Origin of the sequence: Streptomyces sp. 147326, assembly GCF_045000215.1 — a bacterium.
Taxonomy (GTDB): domain Bacteria; phylum Actinomycetota; class Actinomycetes; order Streptomycetales; family Streptomycetaceae; genus Streptomyces.
The window spans coordinates 2,955,418-2,976,654 of sequence record NZ_CP134201.1; the positions used below are offsets into that span (position 1 = coordinate 2,955,418).

At 72.2% G+C, this 21,237-nt stretch carries 17 protein-coding genes; 8 read left to right on the top strand and 9 right to left on the bottom strand.

All coding sequences use genetic code 11. The annotated features are described in order from the left end of the window. Positions 1-89 precede the first annotated feature (89 nt). The 3 genes from RIU97_RS12825 to RIU97_RS12835 all read right to left on the bottom strand — a co-directional run bounded on the left by RIU97_RS12825 (position 90) and on the right by RIU97_RS12835 (position 3,203). Positions 90-797 carry a L,D-transpeptidase family protein gene (locus tag RIU97_RS12825; RefSeq protein ID WP_404956299.1) on the bottom strand — a complete coding sequence of 236 codons (708 nt, stop codon included), beginning with the start codon at positions 795-797 and terminating at the stop codon, positions 90-92. A 149-nt stretch (positions 798-946) separates the two neighbouring features. Then, positions 947-1,753: a collagen binding domain-containing protein gene (locus tag RIU97_RS12830; protein WP_404956301.1), complete on the bottom strand. Its 807-nt coding sequence runs from the start codon at positions 1,751-1,753 to the stop codon at positions 947-949. A 229-nt stretch (positions 1,754-1,982) separates the two neighbouring features. Then, entirely contained in the window at positions 1,983-3,203 is a 1,221-nt protein-coding gene (locus tag RIU97_RS12835; RefSeq protein WP_404962827.1) for an Ig-like domain-containing protein, read from the bottom strand. 182 nt (positions 3,204-3,385) lie between these two features. Here RIU97_RS12835 and glgX point away from each other — a divergent pair, with 182 nt between their 5' ends. Together glgX and RIU97_RS12845 are read left to right on the top strand one after the other, a co-directional pair. Beyond that, positions 3,386-5,758: a glycogen debranching protein GlgX gene (glgX, locus tag RIU97_RS12840; RefSeq protein ID WP_404956303.1), complete on the top strand. Its 2,373-nt coding sequence runs from the start codon at positions 3,386-3,388 to the stop codon at positions 5,756-5,758. Between the two features lie 101 nt (positions 5,759-5,859). Beyond that, positions 5,860-6,582: a CDP-alcohol phosphatidyltransferase family protein gene (locus RIU97_RS12845; protein WP_404956305.1), complete on the top strand. Its 723-nt coding sequence runs from the start codon at positions 5,860-5,862 to the stop codon at positions 6,580-6,582. On the opposite strand, the gene RIU97_RS12850 is transcribed toward RIU97_RS12845, so the two are convergent. Continuing rightward, complete coding sequence (locus tag RIU97_RS12850; RefSeq protein ID WP_404956307.1) at positions 6,563-7,051, bottom strand: adenylyltransferase/cytidyltransferase family protein; 489 nt, start codon at positions 7,049-7,051, stop codon at positions 6,563-6,565. The genes RIU97_RS12845 and RIU97_RS12850 overlap by 20 nt on opposite strands. Positions 7,052-7,216: 165 nt before the next feature. Here RIU97_RS12850 and RIU97_RS12855 point away from each other — a divergent pair, with 165 nt between their 5' ends. From RIU97_RS12855 to RIU97_RS12865, 3 genes are read left to right on the top strand one after another with little or no spacing between them, the layout of a single operon-like run. Continuing rightward, on the top strand, positions 7,217-8,428 hold the full coding sequence (locus RIU97_RS12855; RefSeq protein ID WP_404962828.1) for a glycosyltransferase: 1,212 nt from the start codon (positions 7,217-7,219) through the stop codon (positions 8,426-8,428). Continuing rightward, on the top strand, positions 8,425-10,167 hold the full coding sequence (locus RIU97_RS12860; protein WP_404956309.1) for a lipopolysaccharide biosynthesis protein: 1,743 nt from the start codon (positions 8,425-8,427) through the stop codon (positions 10,165-10,167). Before RIU97_RS12855 ends, RIU97_RS12860 begins: the two co-directional genes overlap by 4 nt. Further along, the gene (locus RIU97_RS12865; protein WP_404956311.1) at positions 10,164-11,426 is read left to right on the top strand and encodes a hypothetical protein; all 1,263 of its coding nucleotides are present in this window, start codon (positions 10,164-10,166) and stop codon (positions 11,424-11,426) included. Before RIU97_RS12860 ends, RIU97_RS12865 begins: the two co-directional genes overlap by 4 nt. Positions 11,427-11,556: 130 nt before the next feature. Here the strand turns inward: RIU97_RS12865 and RIU97_RS12870 are convergent, their stop codons facing one another. Continuing rightward, positions 11,557-13,080 carry a hypothetical protein gene (locus RIU97_RS12870; protein ID WP_404956313.1) on the bottom strand — a complete coding sequence of 508 codons (1,524 nt, stop codon included), beginning with the start codon at positions 13,078-13,080 and terminating at the stop codon, positions 11,557-11,559. 96 nt (positions 13,081-13,176) lie between these two features. Between RIU97_RS12870 and RIU97_RS12875 the strand changes: the two genes are divergently transcribed. Then, positions 13,177-13,716: a WcaF family extracellular polysaccharide biosynthesis acetyltransferase gene (locus RIU97_RS12875; protein WP_404956316.1), complete on the top strand. Its 540-nt coding sequence runs from the start codon at positions 13,177-13,179 to the stop codon at positions 13,714-13,716. A gap of 8 nt (positions 13,717-13,724) precedes the next feature. Then, positions 13,725-14,840, top strand: a complete 1,116-nt coding sequence (locus RIU97_RS12880; protein WP_404962829.1) for a glycosyltransferase — start codon at positions 13,725-13,727, stop codon at positions 14,838-14,840. A gap of 15 nt (positions 14,841-14,855) precedes the next feature. Here the strand turns inward: RIU97_RS12880 and RIU97_RS12885 are convergent, their stop codons facing one another. The 4 genes from RIU97_RS12885 to gmd all read right to left on the bottom strand — a co-directional run bounded on the left by RIU97_RS12885 (position 14,856) and on the right by gmd (position 20,003). Beyond that, positions 14,856-15,071: a DUF6458 family protein gene (locus tag RIU97_RS12885; protein WP_031148400.1), complete on the bottom strand. Its 216-nt coding sequence runs from the start codon at positions 15,069-15,071 to the stop codon at positions 14,856-14,858. Between the two features lie 126 nt (positions 15,072-15,197). Further along, positions 15,198-15,866, bottom strand: coding sequence for a hypothetical protein (locus RIU97_RS12890; RefSeq protein WP_404956318.1), 669 nt, complete (start codon positions 15,864-15,866; stop codon positions 15,198-15,200). Between the two features lie 101 nt (positions 15,867-15,967). Next, on the bottom strand, positions 15,968-18,745 hold the full coding sequence (locus tag RIU97_RS12895; RefSeq protein ID WP_404956320.1) for a DNRLRE domain-containing protein: 2,778 nt from the start codon (positions 18,743-18,745) through the stop codon (positions 15,968-15,970). 244 nt (positions 18,746-18,989) lie between these two features. After that, on the bottom strand, positions 18,990-20,003 hold the full coding sequence (gene gmd / locus RIU97_RS12900) for a GDP-mannose 4,6-dehydratase (protein ID WP_319723598.1): 1,014 nt from the start codon (positions 20,001-20,003) through the stop codon (positions 18,990-18,992). Positions 20,004-20,287: 284 nt separating this feature from the next. On the opposite strand from gmd, the gene RIU97_RS12905 reads away from it, so the two are divergent. Next, positions 20,288-21,232 (top strand): GDP-L-fucose synthase family protein, encoded by a 945-nt coding sequence (locus tag RIU97_RS12905; RefSeq protein ID WP_404956322.1) that lies wholly within the window; start codon positions 20,288-20,290, stop codon positions 21,230-21,232. The last annotated feature ends 5 nt before the right edge of the window (positions 21,233-21,237 follow it).

Genomic DNA, 21,237 nt, shown 5'->3' on the forward strand with positions numbered 1-21,237 from the left:
CAGGAAATCACATGGGCAGATCACGATCAGCCACGGTCTTGTCACCGTTCCGTCCCAAGTGCCGCGAATCGGCCGGGACGGCTTGCGGGTCAGTCCTCGGTGCCGGGTTTGGTGCCCCAGACGTAGATGGCGTCGCCCTCGGCGAGCAGGTCCCACAGGCGCTTCGCGTCCGGTTCGGTGAGGTTGACGCAGCCGGCGGAACCGCCACCTCCGTAGAGGGATCCGTGCGTTCCGTGCAGCGCCTGGCCCCCGTCGAAGAACTGGGCGTACGGCATGGGTGAGCCGTACAGCGTGGAGACGTGCTCCTTGTTGCGCTGGTACACCTCGTGCCAGCCGGGCCGGGTCTCCTGGTAGTCGCGGCCGGTGCGGACGGGCACGGGCGGGAGGACGACGCTGTCGCCCTTCTGCACCCACAGCAGCTGGCGGTCCATGTCCACACAGGTGACGCGGTGTTCGCGGACGGGGCAGTCGCCCGCGGCGTTGGGGGCGGGGCGGGCGGTCACGACGAGCATCGTGCGGTAGGTGGCCAGGCCCGGGTAGCCGTGGGCGGGAGTGAGGCCGTTCGCGCGCTGGAAGGCGCGGACGGCGTGGCAGTCCGCCGAGGACTGCACCCCGTCGACCGGCCGGCCCAGGTGGTGCTCCAGCTCCCGTTGGTAGGGGCCGGTGCCCGCCACGCACGCGCTCTCCGGTTGCGCCGGGGCGGCCGCCGCCCGGGGCGCCTGCAGGCCCGCCAATGCGAGCAGGGCGCCGAGTGCGGCCACGCGTGCTGTCGGGCCTGTCCCCTGACGTCCGGCCATCCGGACCTCCTCGGGTCTGCGAGCTCGGCGGTTGCAGCCAGCCAACCCGTCGGGCGGGGGTCCGGCCCGCGCTGGTGCGCCGACCGGGTGAGAAGGTCACCCCACCGGCGCACCGGTGCCGCGGCCCGGGCCAGGCGGCCGTCGTCTTCCTAGCCCTGGTCCTCGTCCTCGTCCACGGTGGGGATCCGCTCGTGGCGCTTGTTGTGGTAAATGACCACGAGCCGGCGGCCGACCGTCCCGTCCAGCAGCAAGGGGCCTGTCACCGGGTCCTCCGGCAGGACATAGCCCTCGGGGACGTCCGTCTCCACCAGGAAGTACTGGCCGTCGGCGAGCCTGTCGAAGGCGCAGGTGCCGTCGGCGTCGGTGGCACAGCCCGGCCTCGCCCGCTGGTCGGCGTCGATGCCCCCGGTCTGGAGGCGGGTGGTGCCGTTGGTCTCCTTCCAGAGCTCGAACACCGCGCCGTGCAGCGGCGCACCGGTCTTCCCGTCCTTCTTCCGGACCTGGATCGCGCCGCTGTACACCGCGTCCTCCCGCCGGTTCGCGACGTTGAGGACGAGCCCGTCCCGGGCGGCGGCCTCGCCCAGGTTGAAGCCGGTGAACGGTTCGTCCGGCCGCGCGTAGCCGGTGGGGACCCCGATCTGCATCCAGTAGTACGTCTCTTCGGTCGCGAGCTCCACGGTGCAGGTGCCCTTCGCGTCGGTCACGCAGACACCGTCGTGCTGTTCGTCCGCTGCTCGGCCGGTGCGCTGGGGTCCCTCCAGGTCGTTGGTCTCGCGCCACAGCTCGAACCGGGCCCCGGACAGGGGCGCTCCGGTGTCCAGGTCCGTGTTGCGCAGCACCACCCGGGCGGTGCCGCCCGCCGCCGCGGGCGGCGCGGCACGGGCGGGCGCCGCCGCTATGACCACCACCGCGGCGGCGAGACCGATCGGCCACACCCTCGTCGTCCAGGCTGCCATGCCACTCCGTCCGTCGTACGGGGCCGCCCGCAGGTGCTCGCACCGGAGCCGGGGCAGCCGGTCCAGCGGTCAGGGGCCGGTTCCTTGCCGACACGACGCTCCGCCCTTTCCCCGCTCCCTGGCGCGCCCTGACAGGCTGGGGGCCGGGGTCGGCGGATCGGGCGCGGACACTCTCCGCTACGGCATTCCGATCACAAGAGTCACTCGTGCGGGGGGCGCCGTGCGGCGTTCAGACGATGGCGGAACCGGCGACCCAGTCCGCCCAGGACATGTTCCAGCCGCCCAGACCGTTGTCGGCGGCGACCGTCTTGTCCTGCGAGTTGACGACCTCCACCACGTCCCCGATCAGGGTCCGGTCGAAGAACCAGCCGGCCGGGGTGTCGGAGCCGCCGCCCTTGTCGTCGCGCAGGCCCACGCAGCCGTGGCTCACGTTGGTGGTGCCGAAGGTGTCGGGGCTGGACCAGTAGTTCCCGTGCAGGAAGGTTCCGGAGGAGGTGAGCCGCATGGCGTGCGGGACGTCGGGAATGTCGTACTCGCCGCCGAAGCCGACGGTCTGGCCGTTCATGCGGGTGACGTCGAAGAGCTCCATCACCACCATCTTCCCGTTGTACGTCGTGGTCTTGGGCGCCCCGGCGCTGATCGGCACGGTCGACAGCAGCTCCCCGTCCCGGCGGACCTCCATGGTGTGCGCGGCCGCGTCCACCCGGGAGATCTGGGAGCGGCCGACGGTGAAGGTGACGGTCTTGGACTGGATGCCGTACGAGCCGGGCGCGCCCTCGATGTCGCGCAGGTCCATCTTCACGGTGACCTTGGTGCCGGCCTTCCAGTACGCCTTGGGCCGGAAGTCGAGCCGGTCCCGGCCGAACCAGTGGCCCACGACCTGCACGGCCGGGTCGGAGGTGACGGTGATGGCCCGTTCCACTTCCGCGCGGCGTTCGATCGGGCGGTTGAACCTGAAAGAGACGATCATGCCGGTGCCGACGGTGGAGCGGTTCTCGGGCTTGAAGTAGCCGATGAACCGCTCCTCGGGAACGTAGGTGGTGAAGGTGGTGTGCCGGGCCTGGCGGCGGTTGTGCCCGTCGAGGGCGACGGCGTCCACGGTGTACTTGGCCGCGAGTGCGAGCCGGCCGGAGGCCGGGTCGGGGCTCCAGCTCAGCCCGTCGTCCGCGATGGAGCCGGGGACCTCCTCCTCCTGCGCGTCCTCCACCTTGGTGACGACGACCCGCTCCAGCCGGCCCTCCGGCACGGTGACCGTCAGCCGCGCGTCGGCCTGGACCCCTTTGGCGTTGTCGTCGGGGGTGATGCGGATGGCCTCGTCCGGCGAGCGGGGTTTGCCGGGCAGCTGGATCTCGACCGGCGACCTGCCGTCCTGGGTACATCCGGCCAGCCCGCCCAGCAGGCCCGCCCATGCCGCCACGGCGGCCAAGCCCGCCCCTGCCCGCTTCGTCAGAAGTGTCACGATCCCTCCAACGACCGGCCCCCTCCCGGGGAAACGTGAGCGCGCGGCACGTTCCGGGCAGAACAGTCCGGGCAGAACAGTGTGAAGGACCAGACGGGGGCGGGCCCAGGCCGGGACGCCGGGGCCGCACTCCCCCTCCCCCCGCAGGTACCCAGGAGCCGTGGAGGCGGGCAGTGTCGAGCGCAGCCGAGCAAGAGGCGGTGGAAGCCGTCGGCAACGCCGTCGATGCGGTGCGGGGCGGCCAGGCCGCGCCCGTACCGCAGGTCGACGGCCATCCCGACGGACGGCCGAACGGCGGTCAGTCGAACGGCCGTCCGGGCGGTCATCCGAACGGCCAGGTCAGGGGGCAGGTGTTACGGACCCACACGCGCCCGGGACCACCGGTGTGGCCGGGGTCCTCGCATCCCCTGGGCGCCCGGTTCCACCACGGTCCGGACGGGACCGCGGGCACCAACTTCGCCCTGTGGGCGCAGGGCGCGGAGGCGGTGGAGCTGTGCCTGTTCGACGCCGAGGGCGCGGAGACCCGGTGCTCGCTCACCGAGCTCACGCACGAGATCTGGCACGGCTTCGTGCCGGGCGTGCGCCCCGGGCAGCGGTACGGATTCCGGGTGCACGGGCGCTGGGACCCCTGGACGGGCGCCCGGTTCAATCCGGCGAAGCTGCTCCTGGACCCGTACGCCCGGGCCGTCGACGGGGATTTCACCCTGCCGCCGGAGGTGTACGGGCACGTCCGGGACTGGCCGCAGCAGTACATCGCGGACACCGTGCGCGACGACCGGGATTCGGCGCCGTACGTCCCGAAGGGCGTGGTCGTCCACGATGACGACGACTGGGCCGACGACGTCCGGCCGAAGACTCCGTGGGCCGATTCGGTGATCTACGAGCTGCACGTGCGCGGCTTCACGATGCGCCATCCGGGTGTTCCGGAGGAACTGCGCGGCACGTACGCGGGGCTCGCCCATCCGGCGGCGGTCGAGCACCTGACGAAGCTGGGCGTCACGGCGGTCGAGCTGCTGCCGGTGCACCAGTTCGCGCACGAGGACCACCTGCTGCGCCGGGGGCTGCGCAACCACTGGGGCTACAACTCGATCGGCTACTTCGCCCCGCACGCGGGGTACTCGTCGAGCGGGACGACCGGCCAGCAGGTCGGGGAGTTCAAGCGGATGGTCCGGGCCCTGCACGCGGCGGGCATCGAGGTGATCCTCGACGTGGTCTACAACCACACGGCGGAGGCGGGCGAGCTGGGTCCGACCCTGTCGCTGCGCGGGATCGACAACCGGGGCTACTACCGGCTCCAGTCCGACCAGCGCCGCTACGCCGACTACACGGGCTGCGGGAACACCCTGCACGCCGGGCGTCCGCACGTGCTCCGCCTGATCACGGACTCGCTGCGGTACTGGGTCACGGAGATGGGGGTGGACGGCTTCCGCTTCGACCTGGCGGCGGCGCTGGCCCGCTCGATGCACGACGTGGACATGCTGTCCCCGTTCCTGGCGGTGATCGCCCAGGACCCGGTGCTGCGGCGGGTGAAGCTGATCGCCGAGCCGTGGGACGTGGGCTCGGGCGGCTACCAGGTGGGCGCGTTCCCCCCGCTGTGGACGGAGTGGAACGACCGCTACCGGGATGCGGTACGGGACTTCTGGCGGGGCGCGCTGCCCGACGTACGGGATCTCGGGTACCGGCTGTCGGGGTCGAGCGACCTGTACGCGTGGGGCGGGCGGCGCCCGTACGCCTCGGTGAACTTCGTGACCGCGCACGACGGTTTCACCCTGCGCGACCTGGTGTCCTACGAGCGCAAGCACAACGAGGAGAACGGGGAGGCGAACCGGGACGGGACCAACGACAACCGGTCGTGGAACTGCGGGGCCGAGGGCGAGAGCGACGACGCCCGGATCGGGGCGCTGCGCCGCCGCCAGCTGCGCAACCTGCTGACCACCCTGCTGCTGTCGACGGGGGTGCCGATGCTGGTGGCGGGCGACGAGTTCGGGCGCACGCAGGGCGGCAACAACAACGCCTACTGCCAGGACAACGAGACGGGGTGGGTGGACTGGTCGCTGCTGGAGGACCCGGCGTGGCGGGAGCTGTTCGCGCTGACGGAGCGGCTGATCTCGCTGCGGCAGGCCCATCCGGTGCTGCGGCGGCGGGCGTTCTTCTCGGGGCGGCCGCAGGGGGCGGACGGGCTGCGGGACCTGGCCTGGTTCACGCCGGCGGGCGCGGAGATGACGGAGCGGGACTGGTACGCGCCGGCCGCCGCGCTGGGGATGTTCCTGTCGGGGCGGGACATCCCGGGCCGTGACGAGCGGGGCCGGCAGGTGACGGACGACAGCTTCCTCGCGCTGCTGCACACCGGGGACCGGCCACTGGCGTGGGTCCTGCCGGGGGCGCCGTGGGCCAAGGCGTACGAGCTGGTCCTGGACACCTCCCTGGAGAGCCAGTCCGCGGCGCCCCTCACCCGTCACCGCGGCGGGGAGACGCTGACGGTCCCGGCCCGCTCGGTCCTGCTGTTCCGGGTCTGCGGATCCCCGCCGCGGGGACCCGCCGCGTGAGGAGGCGGCGGCGGCGGTTGCGGACGTCCGCGGGCATCCGGAACGACACCCTCGTTCGCCCTGCGATGATGTGTTCGACATCGTTCTGAGGGGGTCCCTGCATGGGCAGAGTCAACACCGCGCTGCAGGAACTGCGCGGGGCGCAGAAGTCGGCGAAGGGGGTGTCGCTGTACTCGCGGTTCGTCAACCGGCCCGCCGGGCGGTACCTGGCCGCCGGTTCGTACGCGCTCGGGCTCACCCCGAACCAGGTGACCCTGGTCAGCGCCGCCTTCAGCTTCGCCGCCGTGGCCGCGGCGGCCCTGTGCGCGCCCTCGTGGGGGCTGGGCATCGCTGTGTGGGCGGCGCTCGCCGTCGGGTTCGCCTTCGACTCCGCGGACGGGCAGCTGGCCCGGCTGCGCGGGGGCGGCAGCGCGGCCGGCGAGTGGCTGGACCACGTCGTGGACGCGGCCAAGCTCACGGCGCTGCACTCGTGCGTGCTGATCGGCTTCTACCGGTTCCCCGAGGAGTACGGAACGGTGGCCGACGGCTGGCTGCTGGTGCCGCTGGGCTTCCAGTTCGCCTCGGTCGTCACCTTCTTCGGCGGGCTGCTCACCGAGAAGCTCAAGCCGAAGCCGGCCCCGGGCAGCCCCGCCGCCGCCCCGTCGACCCTGCGCGCGGTGGCCCTGCTGCCCGTGGACTACGGGGTGTTCTGCCTGGTGTTCCTGCTGCTCGGCGGCGGGAAGCTGTTCGCCTGGACGTACGCGGGACTGGGCGTGGTCGCCGGGCTGTTCCTGCTGGCGTTCCTCGCGAAGTGGTTCCGGGAGCTCAGCGCCGTTCCCCGGTGACCTGACCGGGGAGGGCGGGGGGTTCCGCGAGCGCGTCCAGCGCCCGGCGCAGCTGGGTGCTGGAGGTGTGCACGGTGTAGGGGAAGTAGACGACGTCGACGCCGTGGGCCGCGAAGTCCTTCTCCAGCCGGTCGCCCTTGGGCGTGCCGCGCCAGTCGTCGCCCTTGAAGATGACGTCGAAGCGGACCTGCTTCCAGGTCTCGACCTTGTCCGGGACCGTCTCGACGAAGGCGGCGTCGACGTACTTCACGCTGCGGACGATCTCCAGCCGCTCGACGAGCGGGATCATCGGGCGGCGTCCCTTGGCGAGTTCTGCCATCTCGTCGGAGACGACTCCGGCGACGAGGTAGTCGCACTGACTGCGGGCGTGCCGAAGGATGTTCAGATGTCCGATGTGGAACAGATCGTAGGCTCCCGGCGCGTAGCCGACTCGGTACGGTCTACGCTCTGGCGCGCCAAAGTCGGACATGTCGTGCTCCGTCATCTGTTATCCCCAGCGGCCGCACCCCCCGGTGCAGCTGATTAGCAGACAATAGCGTGCACGTTCCGCAGCATGCGGGTGAACGAATAGGGTGACGTGCGCATCATCCAGGGGAAGAGGGGACGCTCGGTGTCCAGATCCGGTCAGCGGCGCATGCTGCTGGTTTCCACCAATTACGCTCCGGAGCACGCGGGGATCGGCCCGTATGCCACCCAGATCGCGGAGCACTGGGCGGATCTCGGCCACGAGACCCACGTCCTCGCCGGCATGCCGCACTACCCGGCGTGGTCCGTCGAGCCGGAGTACAAGGGGGCGCTCCGGCGCACGGAACAGCGCGCGGGCGTCACCGTGCACCGGCGCGCGCACACCGTACCGCCGCGCCAGACTGCCGTGAAGCGGGCCCTTTTTGAAGGATCGATTCTGCTGCACGGCGCCGTGGCCCCGCCCCGGATGCCCAGGCCGGACGCAGTCCTCGCCCAGATGCCCAGCCTGGCCGGCGGGGTGCTCGCCGCCCGGCTCGCGGCGCGCTGGAAGGTCCCGTACGTCCCGGTCGTCCAGGACCTGATGGGCGCCGCCGCCGCGCAGAGCGGGATCAGCGGCGGCGACAAGGCGGCCGCTATCGCCGGCCGCGCCGAGGCCTACGCCCTCAAGCGGGCCACCCTCGTCGGCGTCATCCACGAGACCTTCGTGGACCGGGTCGTCGGCATGGGCGTGGACCCGGGCCGGATCCGCCTCGTCCCCAACTGGTCGCACGTGGCGGTGCCCACCAAGCCGCGCGGCGAGACCCGTCACCACCTCGGCTGGGGCCCCGGCGAGACCGTCGTCCTGCACTCCGGGAACATGGGCCTCAAGCAGGGGCTGGAGGTCCTCGTGGGCGCCGCTCGCCTGGATCCGAATGTCCGCTTCGTCCTCATGGGAGACGGCAGTCAGCGCGCGGCGCTCGCCGACCTCTCGGCCGATGTGCCGAATCTGGACATCATCCCCCCTGCCGCGGACGGCGAGTTCCCGGATATCCTCGCCGCGGCGGACGTACTCGCGGTCACGCAGCACGCTGCCGTGCTGGACATGAGCGTGCCGTCGAAACTCACCTCCTACTTCCAGACCGGCCGTCCCGTCGTCGCCTCCGTGGCAGCGGAGGGCGGCACCGCCCAGGAGGTGGAACGCTCGGGCGCAGGGGTGCTCGTACCGCCGGAGGACCCCGAGGCCCTGCTGAAGGCCGTACGGGCCCTGGCCGAGGACCCCGAAGGCGCGGACGCACTGGGAGCGGCCGGACCCCGCCACGTGGCGGCCCATCTGAGCCGTGAGGCGGGCCTGGCCCGCATCGACGCACTGATAGACGAAGCACTTGGGGGACCCCGGCCGTGATCGAGACGAACCGCCCTGCAGCGGCACCGGCCGACGACGAACCGGATCTCCTCAGAGACCAGTTCCGGCAGCTCCTGCGCTACCGCAGGCTCATCGGCGCGGGCGTCGGGATCGGCCTGCTGGGCGGCGTCTACCTCGGCATCTCCACGGCCGACACCTACGTCGCGACCGCCGACGTCGTGCTGCGCGCGCCCACCGACGACCCGTTCAACCCGAGCCTCGCCCCCGACAAGGCGATCAACATCGGCTCGGAGCGCCAGGTCGCGCTCAGCTCCTCCATAGCCAACGAGGCGGCGAAGAAGCTCGGCGTGACCGCGTCCGGCTTCGCCGCCCTGCGCAGCGGTCTGCAGGTCACCAACCCGCCGCAGACCATGGTGCTGCGCTTCACCTACACGGCGTCCTCCCCCAAGGAGGCCGCCAAGCGCGCCAACGCGATGACCGAGGCGTACCTGCTCAAGCGGCAGGAGTCCCTCGACGCGACCCGCGACAAGATGGTCAAGGGCTACAAGGAGCAGCGCGATCCGATCTCCAAGCAGCTCGACGAGCTGTCGAAGGAGATCGCCCGGATGCCGGCCGGCGCGGGACGCGACGCCGCCAGCTCCTCCAAGACCGACCTGCAGAGCGAGGTCGGCGGCTACAACACCAAGATCACCAAGCTCGAGGCCCTCGACATGACCCCGGGCCGCGTCACCAGCGCCGCGACCGCGCCCCCCGGAGCCGACGGCCCCGGCATCCTGATGTCCCTCGCGCTCGGCGCCGCCGTGGGCCTCGCCCTCGGCCTGCTCGCCGCCTGGGTCCGGCTCGTCTTCGACCCGGCGCCCCGCTCCGAGGGCGACGTGGCACGGGCCCTGCGCGCACCCGTACTCGGCTACCTGCCGCGGGACCGCACGGGCGGCGGGCCGCTGCTCGCCGCCGGCGAGGCCGATCCCCGCCTCGCCGAGGAGTACCGCTCGGTGGCCTTCCGGCTCGCCTACGACTCCCGCTTCGCCGACCGGCGCCGGCTCCTCGTCGTCGCCCCGCGCGGCAGCAGCGAGACCGCCGCCGCGGTGGCCGTGAACCTCGCCGCCTCCTTCGCGGAGACCGGCAAGGACGTCCTGCTCATCGAGGCCGACCTGCGCACCCCGGTACTGGCCAGCCAGTTGCCGACGGACGCCGGCGGCCGGCCGCGCTGGAGCCAGACCCCGGGCAGCCAGAAGGGCGGCGGGCGGCACTCCGACTCCGAGTGGCCCGACGGCCGCCAGCTCGTCGTGGACGCCGGCGAGTCCGGCTCCTTCGACCTGATCCCCGGCGAGCGGGCGCGCAACGTGCCGCGCGCGCTGACCTCCCCCCGCGCCACCAGCCTGATCTCCGAGGCCGACTCCCCCAACGCGACCGTCGTCGTGCTCGCGCCGCCCGTGCTCTCGTACGCCGACGCCCTCGCCCTCGTCGACCGCGTCGACGGCGTCCTGGTCGTCTGCAACCCGCGCGGCGTCCACCGCACCGACTTGATCCGGATCCGCGAGCTGATCAGCGGCGCCGGCGGCACGGTGCTCGGCGCGGTGCTGCACGCCCCGCTGCCCGGCGAGAAGCGCGGCCGCAACAAGGACAAGAACCCCGATCCGGCCCCCGCCGCCACCCCGGCGGGTGGGCCTAAGCCGCCGCAGCCGATCCCCTACGAGGTCGCCGAGCCCGAGCAGCACATCCCCGGTGACGGCACCGACACCGTCGCGCTGCGCACCGTGCGCATGGGCCGCAGATGAGCCGACGCGGCCTCGCCGCCGTCGCCTCCGTCCTCGACCAGGCCGCCTCCAGCGCCACGAACATCCTGGTGCTGGTGCTGGCCGCCCGATTGTCCTCGGCGGGCGGGTTCGCCGACTTCTCGATGGTGTACGTGACCTTCAGCGTGCTCCTCGGACTGAACATGGCCTACGTCGGCCAGAGCCTGGTCCTGGAGAAGGGCCAGGGGGTCCCCCCGGACGAAGTCTGGGGGAGGCTCGGCGCGATGTGCCGATCCGCCGTCGGCTTCACCGGGGCCGCGTCGGCCGCCGTGGGCGTGCTGCTCGTGGTGGCGGGCCTCGCGCTCCCCGGCACGCCCGGGCGGGCCTTCCTCGCGCTGGGCCTCGTACTGCCCCTGGTCCTCCTCCAGGACGGGCTGCGGTACTGCTTCTCCGCGCTGCGCGCCCCCGAGCGGGCGCTGGCCGCGGACGCGCTGCGGCTGGTGTGCGTGGTCGCGGCGCTGGCCGTGCAGCCCGAGGGGGCCTCTGCCGGGCGGCTGGTCCTTGCCTGGGGGCTCTCCGCGCTGCCCGCCCTGGGGTTGGGTCTGTGGCTGCTGCGGCCGTACGTGCGCGGCGCGCGCGGCGACCTGCGGCCGTACCTGCGGCGGGGTCACCTCGGGCAGCGGTTCGTGGTCGAGTTCGCGGTGGGCAACGGCTCCAGCCAGCTCGCCGTCCTGGGCCTCGGCGTCTTCGCGACCCCGCTGGCCGTCGGCGCGCTGCGGGGCGCGACCACCCTCTTCGGGCCGCTGAACGTGCTGTTCAACTCCGCGAACGCCTTCGGGCCGCCGGTGCTCGGCCGGCTCGGCGGCAAGCGGGCCACGGTGCGGGCGACCGCGCTGCTGGGCCTGGTGCTGGCCGCGGTCGGCGCGGGCTGGGGGGCCGTGCTGTACGCGCTGCCCGACCGGGCGGGCCGTCAGCTGCTCGGCAACACCTGGGCGGCGACGGCCGGGCTGCTGCCGGCGACGGGGGCCCAGTACGCCGTGATGGGGCTCGGCACGTGTGCGCTGCTGACCCTGCGGGTGCTGGCGCCGAAGGCCACGCTGTCCTTGCAGGTGGTCTTCTCGCTGCTGTCCGTGGGGATGCTGCTGGGCGGCTACGCGGTGGGGGGTGTGGCGGGCGCCGCGTGGGGCCTGGCCGCCGGCTCCGCCCTCAAGGCCCTGGCCGCCTGGTGGCGCGTCACCCGCCTCCCGGCCGCCGCCGGTTCTCGGGACACCGCCGCCGCTGAGCCGACCCCCGCCGCCTGACCCGCTCGCACGGAGCGATGAGCCCACCGGGCGGCCGCCGTGTGAGCCGCTGCGCGGGCTTCTCTCCCCGCCCCGCCCTTTCGCGCGGACAAGGTCCGGGCAGACCTCACCGCGGCCCGCCCGGGCAGGGCTAGCGCAGGGTGGTGGACTTGTCCGTGCGGTACGTCGCGACCAGCGCGAGGCAGAGGGCGGCGATCGCCACCCGCCCGGACGCCTGCAGCAGCGGTCCGCGCAGCAGGATGAAGGAGTAGCCCGCGACCAGCGGGACGACCACCGAGATCAGACTGCCCGGCGGCGACCGCCGCGTGGCCCGTTTCGCGTAGCGCCGGTCGACGCGGGCGGAGGCGTACCCCATGCCCAGCAGCCCGGCGCCCATCCCCAGCGGACCGAAGTCGAGCCACAGCTCCGCCCAGATCGGGGAGGAGAGGTTGGTGTTGACCGTGCCCATCCACTGGCCGACCATCACGCCGGTGTCCCGCGGCTTGCCCGCCCACACCGAGCGCGGCACCGCGAACAGGATCGACCCGGCCAGCTGGCGTCCGTAGAAGTGCCCGGGGCCCGACTCCGAGAAGGTGATGGTGTTCGCGAACATGCCGATCTGGTCGTAGTCCTTGAGCGCCATCGGCTCCAGGAAGGATGTGGTCTCGACCGGGCGGTAGTTCTTCTCGTCGTACCGGAAGCGGTCGGCGAAGGGGAAGATCAGGAGCGCGACGACCACCGCCATCGACAGCGCCACCCGGTACATCGCCGCGCTCACCGGGAAGACGGTGAAGAGCAGCGCGAACATGACCGTCAGGAACCAGTACCGCGGGTTCGAGATCGGGTTGTTGACGATCAGGTTGAGGCCGGCGAGCGCCGCCCACGTGACGATGATCGACACCTTGCGGCGGGCGAACTTCGAGGTGATCAGCCAGCGGGTGTAGAGGAGCAGCGCGAGCAGGGCCGGTACGGTGCCGAAGCCGCGCAGCAGGGCCTGCCCGGCCTGGCCGTCGCCGTTGGAGACGCCCGCCTCCTCGATGCCGGCGATGATCTCCTGGCGGCTGGAGAAGAAGACCACCGGGCCGCCGAGCTTCATGATGAAGACCGCGCTGCAGCCGAAGGACAGGATCGTGAGCAGCTGGAGGCGCCGCCGGTGGGCCATGACCGGGCGCGACTCCTTCAGCGAACCGCCCGCGCGCCCGGCCGGCCGGTGACGGGCCAGCAGCACGCCGACGTCGAAGGCCGTGCAGCCGAGCAGCACGAGCCCGATGGCGGCGGTCAGGTCGGAGCGCGGGCCGACGACCGGCGTCGGGACCTGGCCGAGGACGGCCTGCGCGAGCGGGGCCACACCCATGGCCATGTAGACGAAGAGCCAGAAGGAGCCCTGGAGCAGCTTGCGGCGGCTGGTCAGCACCATCGCGGAGAGCCGGGCGCCCGCGTACATGGTGAGCAGCAACTGGAGCCAGAAGGCCGCGTCACGGGCGCCTGCGCCGGTCTGGACGGCGACGAACAACGGCAGGAAGACGGTGAATCCGAGCGCGAGCGGGACGGACAGCGCGCGCGAGAGCAGGGTGCGCGGGAGGGTGGCCCGGCCCCACAGGCTCTCGTCCTCGAAGGGGGACGGGACGGGCTGCTTCGCGGGCGTTGCGGAGGGCTTGCGTATGTCCGTCGTCACTGCCGCCCCCACCCGATGTGCCTGGTCCGCGCGCAGTCTAGTCTGAGCGGGCCGCGCCCGGGGAGGCCGCGGCCGAGAGCACGATGGGGGCTTCTGTTGCGTGATCTTCCTGCCTTCACGCTGGCCGGATACGACAAGGGGCGCGGGCTGCTGACGCAGGCGCTCTGGTTCGCCGTGATGAACACGCTGTTCATGAGCTGGTTCTGTCCGGTGCGGCTGCGGGTGGCGCTGCTGCGGGCCTTCGGCGCGAAGATCGGCGAGGGTGTGCTGATCCGGCACCGGGTGCGCGTGCTGTGGCCGTGGAAGCTCACCGTCGGGGACCACACCTGGATAGGCGAGGGCGCCTGGCTGCTGAACCTCGAGCCGGTGACGATCGGTTCGCACGTCTGCCTCTCGCAGGAGGCGATGCTGTGCACCGGCTCGCACGACCACCGGGCCGCCGACTTCCGTTACCGCAACGCCCCGATCACCGTCGAGGACGGCGCGTGGGTGGCGGTGCGCGCGACCGTGCTGGCCGGGGTCACGGTGGGCCGCTGCGCGGTCGCCGGCGCGGGCTCGGTCGTGCACAAGGACCTGCCGGAGCTGACCCTGCAGACCCAGGACGGGCGGCGCCGCCCGGTGGAGGAGCCCAAGTGAGTACCCCGCTGCGCGTGCTGCACGCCGTCACCCTGCACTCCCCCTCGCATGCCTTCGGCGGCCCGGTCCGGGTCGCGCTGAACCTGGCGAAGGGGCTGCGCGCCCGGGGCCACGAGGCCCGGCTGGTCGCGCTGGGCGAGGGCTTCGACGTGTGGCCCACCTCGGTGGAGGGCGTGCCGGCCAAGCTGTTCCCGGCCCGCCGCCTGCTCCCCCTCGGCTTCAGCGGGATGACCTCGCCGGCGCTGCTGGCCTCGGCCGGGCGCCTCGTGCGCGACGCGGACCTCGTCCACGTCCACCTGGCCCGGGACCTGGTGACCCTGCCGGTGGCCCTGGCGGCGCTGCGGGCGGGCAAGCCCCTGGTGCTGCAGACCCACGGGATGGTGGACCCGAGCGGGAAGCTGCTCGCCAAGGTGCTGGACGCGGTGGCGGTACGCCGGCTGCTGCGCGGCGCGGACGCGCTGCTGTACCTGACCCCGCACGAGCGGGAGGGCCTGGACGCGGTGGTGGGCGCGCCGCTGGCGCGGGCGGTCCGCCTGGTCAACGGGACCCCGGCGCAGGAGGAGCGGCCGCAGCCGGCAGGCCCGCCGCGGATCCTGTACTCGGCGCGCCTGCAGGCCCGTAAGCGGCCGGTGGACTTCGTGGACGCGGCGCCGGCGGTCCTGGCGGCGCACCCGGACGCGCACTTCGTGGTCGCGGGCCCGGACGAGGGCGAGCTGGGGGCCGTACGCGCCCGGATCGGTGCGCTGGGCCTGACGGACCGGTTCACGGTCCCGGGGGCGCTGTCCAGCGCGGAGGTCCTGGCGGAGCTGCGCCGGGCCCACGTGTACGTGCTGCCCTCGGTGGACGAGCCGTTCCCGATGTCGGTGCTGGAGGCGCTCTCGGTGGGCGTCCCCTCGGTGGTCACGCACTCCAACGGCCTCGCCCGCGACGTCGCGGGGGCCGGCGCGGGGCACGCGGTGGATCCCGGACCGGCGGGCGTCGCCGCGGCCGTCCTGGCCCTGCTGGACCCGGCGGCCAACCGCGAGGCCTCGCTGGCGGCCCGCAGACTGGCCGCGGACTCCTTCTCCATGGACGCGGTCCTGGACACCCTGCTCCCGGTGTACGAGGGCGCGCTGCGCGGGTGAGGACCTGCCGCAGCGTCAGATGACGTCGCGGCGGTGTTCCTCCACCACGGGTATCGCGCCCGCGGTCCGGCGCCGCTTGTAGATGCTGGTGTAGACGGCGAGGCCGATCCCGCCCACCGCCATCATGATCAGACCGACCAGGTCGAGGTTGACGCTCTCCATCTCCCAGTCGCTGGCGAAGGTGAGGATGGCACCCACCACGATCAAACCGATGCATCCGCCGATGCCCATGAGTCCGCCTTCCGCTGCGGTGGCTGTGACCGCGCGGATACCCCGGTCCGGGACACGGAAACGCCCCCGGGGGCCGGGAGTCCGGTCCTCGGGGGCGTTCGCGTACGTCTGCAGGCTTCTGCGGTGTTACGCGGGGATCCAGGCGTAGCAGCCGGAGGAGTTGAACTCCGCCGTGCCCGCCGGGATCGTCGCCGTGATCTTGTCGCCGGCCTTGAGCGGGGCCTCGGGGCCCGAGGCGAGGACGCCGCCGTCCTTGCCCTTGGCCTCCCAGGTGCAGTTCGTGGCCTGGGTCAGCGCCCGGTAACCGCCCGCCGCGGGCGACTTCCCGGAGCCTTCGGCGAAGCCCTTCTCCGCCGCGGCGAGGACCGGCTTCTGGTCCGGGCACAGGTGCGTGATCGCGTCCTTGGCCCCCGGGATCTCCCCGGTGATGACGGCTCCGGTCGCGGCGTCCTTGTCGTGCTTCGCGGTGCGCGCCACCCGCTGGCAGGCCTCCTGGCCTGTCTGCAGGACGGCCGCCGGGTCCATCTTCTCGGGGACCCGCCCGCTCAGGTACTTCTTCTCCTGGTCCGTGAAGCTGCCCGTCTTCGGGGTGAGCTTCGCGTCGGGGAGGACCGGGCCCGTCGGCTTCGCGTCGGCCGCGGGATCCGCCGTCGCCGGGGTGTCCGCGGGATCGGGGGCCGCCGACGAGGCCGGAGGCTTCGCCTTCACCCCGGAGTCGTCCCCGCCCGAACTGCAGGCGGTCAGGGTCAGGGCGGCGGTCAGCAGGACAGCGGCCGCCGCGGAGCGTCGGTACATCGGATGGCTCCCGTACTACTTACAGGGGTGGGACAGGCGAGCGGGGCCCGGCCACGTAGAGCCGGGCCCCGCACGCCGTCAGGCGGTTGCTTCGGTGGTCGCTACTTCGCGCCGAAGGTCAGAACCAGCTGCGGAGTACCCTCCGCCGCCGTGGACTCCGAGGACCAGATCCACAGCGGGTCGGTGCCCGTGCTCGTCAGGCCCAGGCTGTAGCTGCCGCCCAGCACCGCGGAGACCGCGGCGGTGTCCAGCTCGACGCTGTGCACCGCCGAGCCGTCCGGCACGCCCGCGATGCTGCCGAGCGGGGTGGTGCCGAGGGTGGGCTTGGTGTTGAAGGTGGTGCCCGCGCCGCTCCAGGTGCCGGTGACCGGGACCACGGAGACGGTGTCGGCGGTGCCGGCGCCCGCCTGCGTGGAGGTCTTGATCTGCAGCGAGGCGGACTTCAGGACCTGGCCGGCCGGGGCGGCCGGCAGGTTGAAGCGCAGGTACGTCTCGTACGCCGAGGTGCCGCGCACCGCGAGCGAGGTGGACGTGCCGTAGGCCGTGCTCGGGGCGCCCTGGTTGATGTAGGTGTCCTCGGTCGCCTTGACCGAGGAGACCGAGTCGGTGGGAGCCTTGGCCAGGTCGAAGTGGTTCTTGACCTGGGCCTGGGTGAGCGCCGTCGGGTAGACGGCCGTCTCGTCGAGCTGACCGGCGAAGAAGTTGCTCGTCGGGCGGGTCGGCCAACCGGAGAGGTTGTCACCGCCGGCGTGCCAGTAGCCCGCGTAGGTGCTGTTGCTGGTGGCGTTCAGCGAGCCCTTGTTCTGGCCGTCGACGTACAGCGTGATGCCGCCGGGGCCCTGGGTGCCGACCACGTGGTGCCACTTGTTGTCGTTGTACGTCTCGAACAGACCCGTGGAGACGGTCCGGGCCGAGCCGTTGTGGACGCCGAAGACGAGGCGACCGGTGTTGGTCATGTAGATGTGCCGGTCGGCCGACCCGCTGTTGCGCGTGGTGTTGTTGCCGAAGCCGATCAGCTTGCCGCCGCGCGTGGTGTTCGTCTTGAACCAGGTCTCGACGGTGAACGTGTTGCCGACCGTCTGACGGCGGTCGCCGTGCACCAGCTGGCTGGTCCCGTTGAAGCCCATCGCCGTGCTGGCGCCGGCGACCGCGCCGGGCGTCTGGCGCAGGGCCGGGGCGTTGAACTGGACACCGCTGTAGTTGCCGCCGCCGGAGGAGTCGGCCACGTACGGGCTGACGGTGTCGTCGTAGCGCCAGTACAGGTTGGCGCCGTCCGCGCGCACCTGGTTCGGGTACGACTGGACCGAGGTCGGGATCGTCACCGAGGCGACGGCCGACAGGGCGCTGGTGTTGCCCGCGTCGTCGGTCGCGGTCACCCGGTAGGTGTACGTCTGGCCGGCCTTGACCGTGGCGTCGGTCCAGGAGGCCTGCGGGCGCTCCCACTCCAGCGAGCTGGCGGTGACCGTCGCGGCCGGGGTGGCCGAGCCGTTGCGGTAGATGCGGTACGTCAGCTTGCTGTCGTCCGCGTCGTAGCTGGTGCGCCAGCGGACCTGGGCCTCGCCGGGCTTGACGCTCGCGGCGCTGGCCACCGGGGTGGTCGGGGCGCCGACGTCGCCGGTGGAGGCGAAGCGGGTCAGGCCCTGCTGGGCCTTGCCGTTGATGAGGGTGAACTCACCGCCGACCCACATGTACTTGACGTCGTTCTTGTCGGCCACGGCCATGACGCGCGGGCCGATGCCCTCGCCGAGGCCGTCGTTGGCCGTGGGGTGCCAGCCGAGCTTGCCGGGTCCGCGCACGAAGCCGTCCACGGGCGCGGGGGCGGCGCCTTCGTGGTTGGTCGGCTGGGCCAGCAGGAAGTTCCGCTTGCCGTCGGGGAACTCCAGCTCGGTGGAGCAGTCGTGCGCGTGCGAGGAGCTGTAGAGCACTCCCTCGTACGGCAGGACGAACTGGGTGGCACCGAGGCAGCGGTCGCGCCACTTCTCGGTGAAGTCGTTCAGGCGCAGGCCAATGCGGCCGTCGAAGACGCCGCCGCCGGAGCCCTCGTGGCCCGTGTAGAAGCCGGTGTCGTCGGTGGAGATGTCCTTGACGACCGAGTTCGACGGGATGTTGCTGTACGTCTTGGTGACCGCGCCGGTGGTGGCGTTGACCACGGCCAGGGCGTGGCTGTTGGAGCCGTTGACGGTGAAGAAGTCGCCGCCCAGCAGCACGTTCTTGCCGTCGGGGGTGACCTCGACCGCGCGGCCCGGCTCGTCGACGTTGGCGACGAAGGGCTTGAGCGCACCGGTGCCGGCGTCCACGGCGGCGAACCGCTCGCGGGTCTGGCCGTCGACGGCGTTGAAGTCGCCGGCCGCGTAGAGGGTGTCGTCGGTGACGGCGAGCCCGCGCACGGTGGCCGGGAAGCCCGGGTGGAACGATGCCTTGGGGGTGCAGCTCGCGATGTCGATCGCCGCGAGGCTGGAGACCGGGGTGCCGTTGACGGCGCCGAAGTAGCCGCCCGCGTACAGGGTCTTCTTGTCCTTGGAGACGACCAGGGTGCGCACGGTCGCCGTGCCGTCGCCGATGGTGAAGGCGAGCTTGCAGGCGGTGGGCTTGCCCGTCGCGGCGTCGAGCGCGACGAAGTTCACGGCCTCCTGCTCGGCGCCCGCGGCGCCCTCGGGCGGACGGACCGCCGAGAAGGTACCGCCGGCGAAGACGGTGCCGTTCGCCTGGGCCATCGCAAAGACGATGCCGTCGGGCTGCCAGGTGGGCAGCTCGTCGGCGGTGAATGCCACCGGCGGCGTGATAGCGGACGCCTGAGGCATCAGCACCAGGCCTATACCGGTGCCGGCACCGGCCAGTGACAGGACGAGGGCAGCAGTCAGCCCTCTGGATCTACGCATGAGCCCCCCAGGGCAATCGCCCGGTTTGATGGCTGGAACTATCCGAACAGCCATATGTACGGGCGCAGACTAGGGCTCACGCGAGGGCCTGGTCACCTCTCTTGACCCATTGCATACCAACTTGGAATCAACGGTTCAGCATCGAGGGTGCACAACGGACATATAGCAGGTTTGGCCCGGCCGCACCCGCAGAGAAGTGCGCGAATGACCGGGACACGGCAAATCGTAGGGGAAATATAAGGCCTCAGCGGTCGATACGGACGGTCACGCCCGCCAGTTGGTCCTCGACCTGACGGATGTCGGCGTCGACCATGATCTGCGCCAGCTCCGCCACCAGGACCGATGGCTTCCAGCCAAGCAGGTCGTGGGCCTTCGAGGCGTCGCCGATGAGGGCGTCGACCTCGCTGGGGCGCTCGTACTTGGCGTCGTAGCGCACGTGCTCGTTCCAGTCGAGACCGGCGTGCGAGAAGGAGGACTCGACGAACTCGCGGACGGTCGCGGCCACGCCGGTGGCGACGACGTAGTCGGTGGGCTCGTCCTGCTGCAGCATCCGCCACATGGCGTCCACGTACTCGGGGGCGTAGCCCCAGTCGCGCACCGCGTCGAGGTTGCCGAGGTAGAGGTGGTCCTGGAGACCGGCCTTGATGCGGGCGACCGCGCGGGTGATCTTGCGGGTCACGAAGGTCTCGCCGCGGCGCGGGGACTCGTGGTTGAAGAGGATCCCGTTGACGGCGAACATGTCGTACGCCTCGCGGTAGTTCACCGTGGTCCAGTACGCGAAGACCTTCGCGGCGCCGTACGGGCTGCGCGGGTGGAACGGGGTCCCCTCGTTCTGCGGGGGCGGGGTCGCCCCGAACATCTCCGAGGACGAGGCCTGGTAGATGCGGGTGTCGACGCCGCTGGCCCGGATGGCCTCCAGCAGCCGCAGCGCGCCGAGGCCGGTCACGTCGCCCGTGTAGAGCGGGGCGTCGAAGGAGACGCGGACGTGGGACTGGGCGCCGAGGTTGTAGACCTCGTCGGGGCGTATGTCACGGAGCAGGTTCACCAGCGCGACGCCGTCGGAGAGGTCGGCGTGGTGCAGGACGAAGGACCGGTTGGCCGTCTGCGGGTCCTGGTAGATGTGGTCGACCCGCTCCGTGTTGAAGCTGGAGGACCGCCGCACGAGCCCGTGCACCGTGTAGCCCTTGGAGAGCAGGAGCTCGGCGAGGTACGAGCCGTCCTGCCCGGTGACGCCGGTGATCAGTGCGGTCTTGCCCATACGGTCCCCCTGGGGATGGTTTCGGTCAGTTGTGATGAGCGGGGCGCCCCCACCCGTTCGAGGTCCCGGCAGGCAGACGGCCCGGCGCACCGGCCGGAACCGGGGACTGGATGCGTACCGTACACGCCCGGTCCAGCCGCCTTTGCGGCGGATTCCTCCACACCCTTCGCACACGGCCCGCACTCCCCCGCCACCAGGGGCCGTGCGGGAGCGCGGCGGCGGCTCCGGTTCCGGGGCCCGGACCACTGCGACCTCCGCGGGAGCGGGCTGGCATCATCGGCGGTATGACAAGTTCGCTGCCGCTCCTGCCCCCGAACGCCCGCGTCTTCGTCGCGGGCCACCGCGGCCTCGTGGGGTCCGCGGTCGCCCGGCGGCTGACCGCCGACGGCCACGAGGTGCTCACCCGGGGCCGCGCCGACCTCGACCTGCGCGACGCCGCCGCTACGGGTGCGTACCTGAAGGACGTCCGCCCGGACGCCGTCGTGCTGGCCGCCGCCAAGGTCGGCGGGATCATGGCCAACAGCACCTACCCGGTGCAGTTCCTGGAGGAGAACCTCCAGATCCAGCTCAGTGTGATCGCCGGCGCGCACGCCGCCGGCGTGGGCCGGCTGCTGTTCCTCGGTTCGTCCTGCATCTACCCGAAGCTGGCCCCGCAGCCGATCCGCGAGGACGCCCTGCTGACCGGCCCGCTGGAGCCGACCAACGAGGCCTACGCCCTCGCGAAGATCGCCGGCATCGTCCAGGTCCAGTCGTACCGCAAGCAGTACGGGGCCTCGTACATCTCGGCCATGCCGACGAACCTCTACGGCCCGGGCGACAACTTCGACCTGGAGACCTCCCACGTCCTGCCCGCCCTCATCCGGCGGTTCCACGAGGCCGCCGCCGAGGGCCGCGAGGAGGTCACCCTGTGGGGCTCGGGGACCCCGCGGCGGGAGTTCCTTCACGTGGACGACCTGGCCGCCGCCTGCGCCGTCCTGCTCGGCAGCTACGACGGCGACGAGCCGGTCAACATCGGCTGCGGCGAGGACCTGACCATCAGGGAACTGGCCGAGACGGTCGCCGAGGTGACCGGCTTCCAGGGCCGGCTCGCCTGGGACACGTCCAAGCCGGACGGGACCCCGCGCAAGCTGCTGGACGTCGGCCGCCTGACCTCGCTCGGCTGGAAGCCCGCCGTCCCGCTGCGGGACGGGATCGCCGCCACGTACAAGTGGTGGCGCGAGCAGAGCTGATCGCA

Excerpts from the sequence above, each read along its gene's own strand:
- RIU97_RS12855 (WP_404962828.1), top strand. The coding sequence starts at position 7,217 with ATGCTGCTGGTTTCCACCAATTACGCTCCGGAGCACGCGGGGATCGGC.
- RIU97_RS12890 (WP_404956318.1), bottom strand. The coding sequence starts at position 15,866 with ATGTACCGACGCTCCGCGGCGGCCGCTGTCCTGCTGACCGCCGCCCTG.
- RIU97_RS12885 (WP_031148400.1), bottom strand. The coding sequence starts at position 15,071 with ATGGGCATCGGCGGATGCATCGGTTTGATCGTGGTGGGTGCCATCCTC.
- RIU97_RS12905 (WP_404956322.1), top strand. The coding sequence starts at position 20,288 with ATGACAAGTTCGCTGCCGCTCCTGCCCCCGAACGCCCGCGTCTTCGTC.
- RIU97_RS12865 (WP_404956311.1), top strand. The coding sequence starts at position 10,164 with ATGAGCCGACGCGGCCTCGCCGCCGTCGCCTCCGTCCTCGACCAGGCC.
- RIU97_RS12895 (WP_404956320.1), bottom strand. The coding sequence starts at position 18,745 with ATGCGTAGATCCAGAGGGCTGACTGCTGCCCTCGTCCTGTCACTGGCC.
- RIU97_RS12825 (WP_404956299.1), bottom strand. The coding sequence starts at position 797 with ATGGCCGGACGTCAGGGGACAGGCCCGACAGCACGCGTGGCCGCACTC.
- gmd (WP_319723598.1), bottom strand. The coding sequence starts at position 20,003 with ATGGGCAAGACCGCACTGATCACCGGCGTCACCGGGCAGGACGGCTCG.
- RIU97_RS12845 (WP_404956305.1), top strand. The coding sequence starts at position 5,860 with ATGGGCAGAGTCAACACCGCGCTGCAGGAACTGCGCGGGGCGCAGAAG.
- RIU97_RS12850 (WP_404956307.1), bottom strand. The coding sequence starts at position 7,051 with ATGTCCGACTTTGGCGCGCCAGAGCGTAGACCGTACCGAGTCGGCTAC.
- RIU97_RS12830 (WP_404956301.1), bottom strand. The coding sequence starts at position 1,753 with ATGGCAGCCTGGACGACGAGGGTGTGGCCGATCGGTCTCGCCGCCGCG.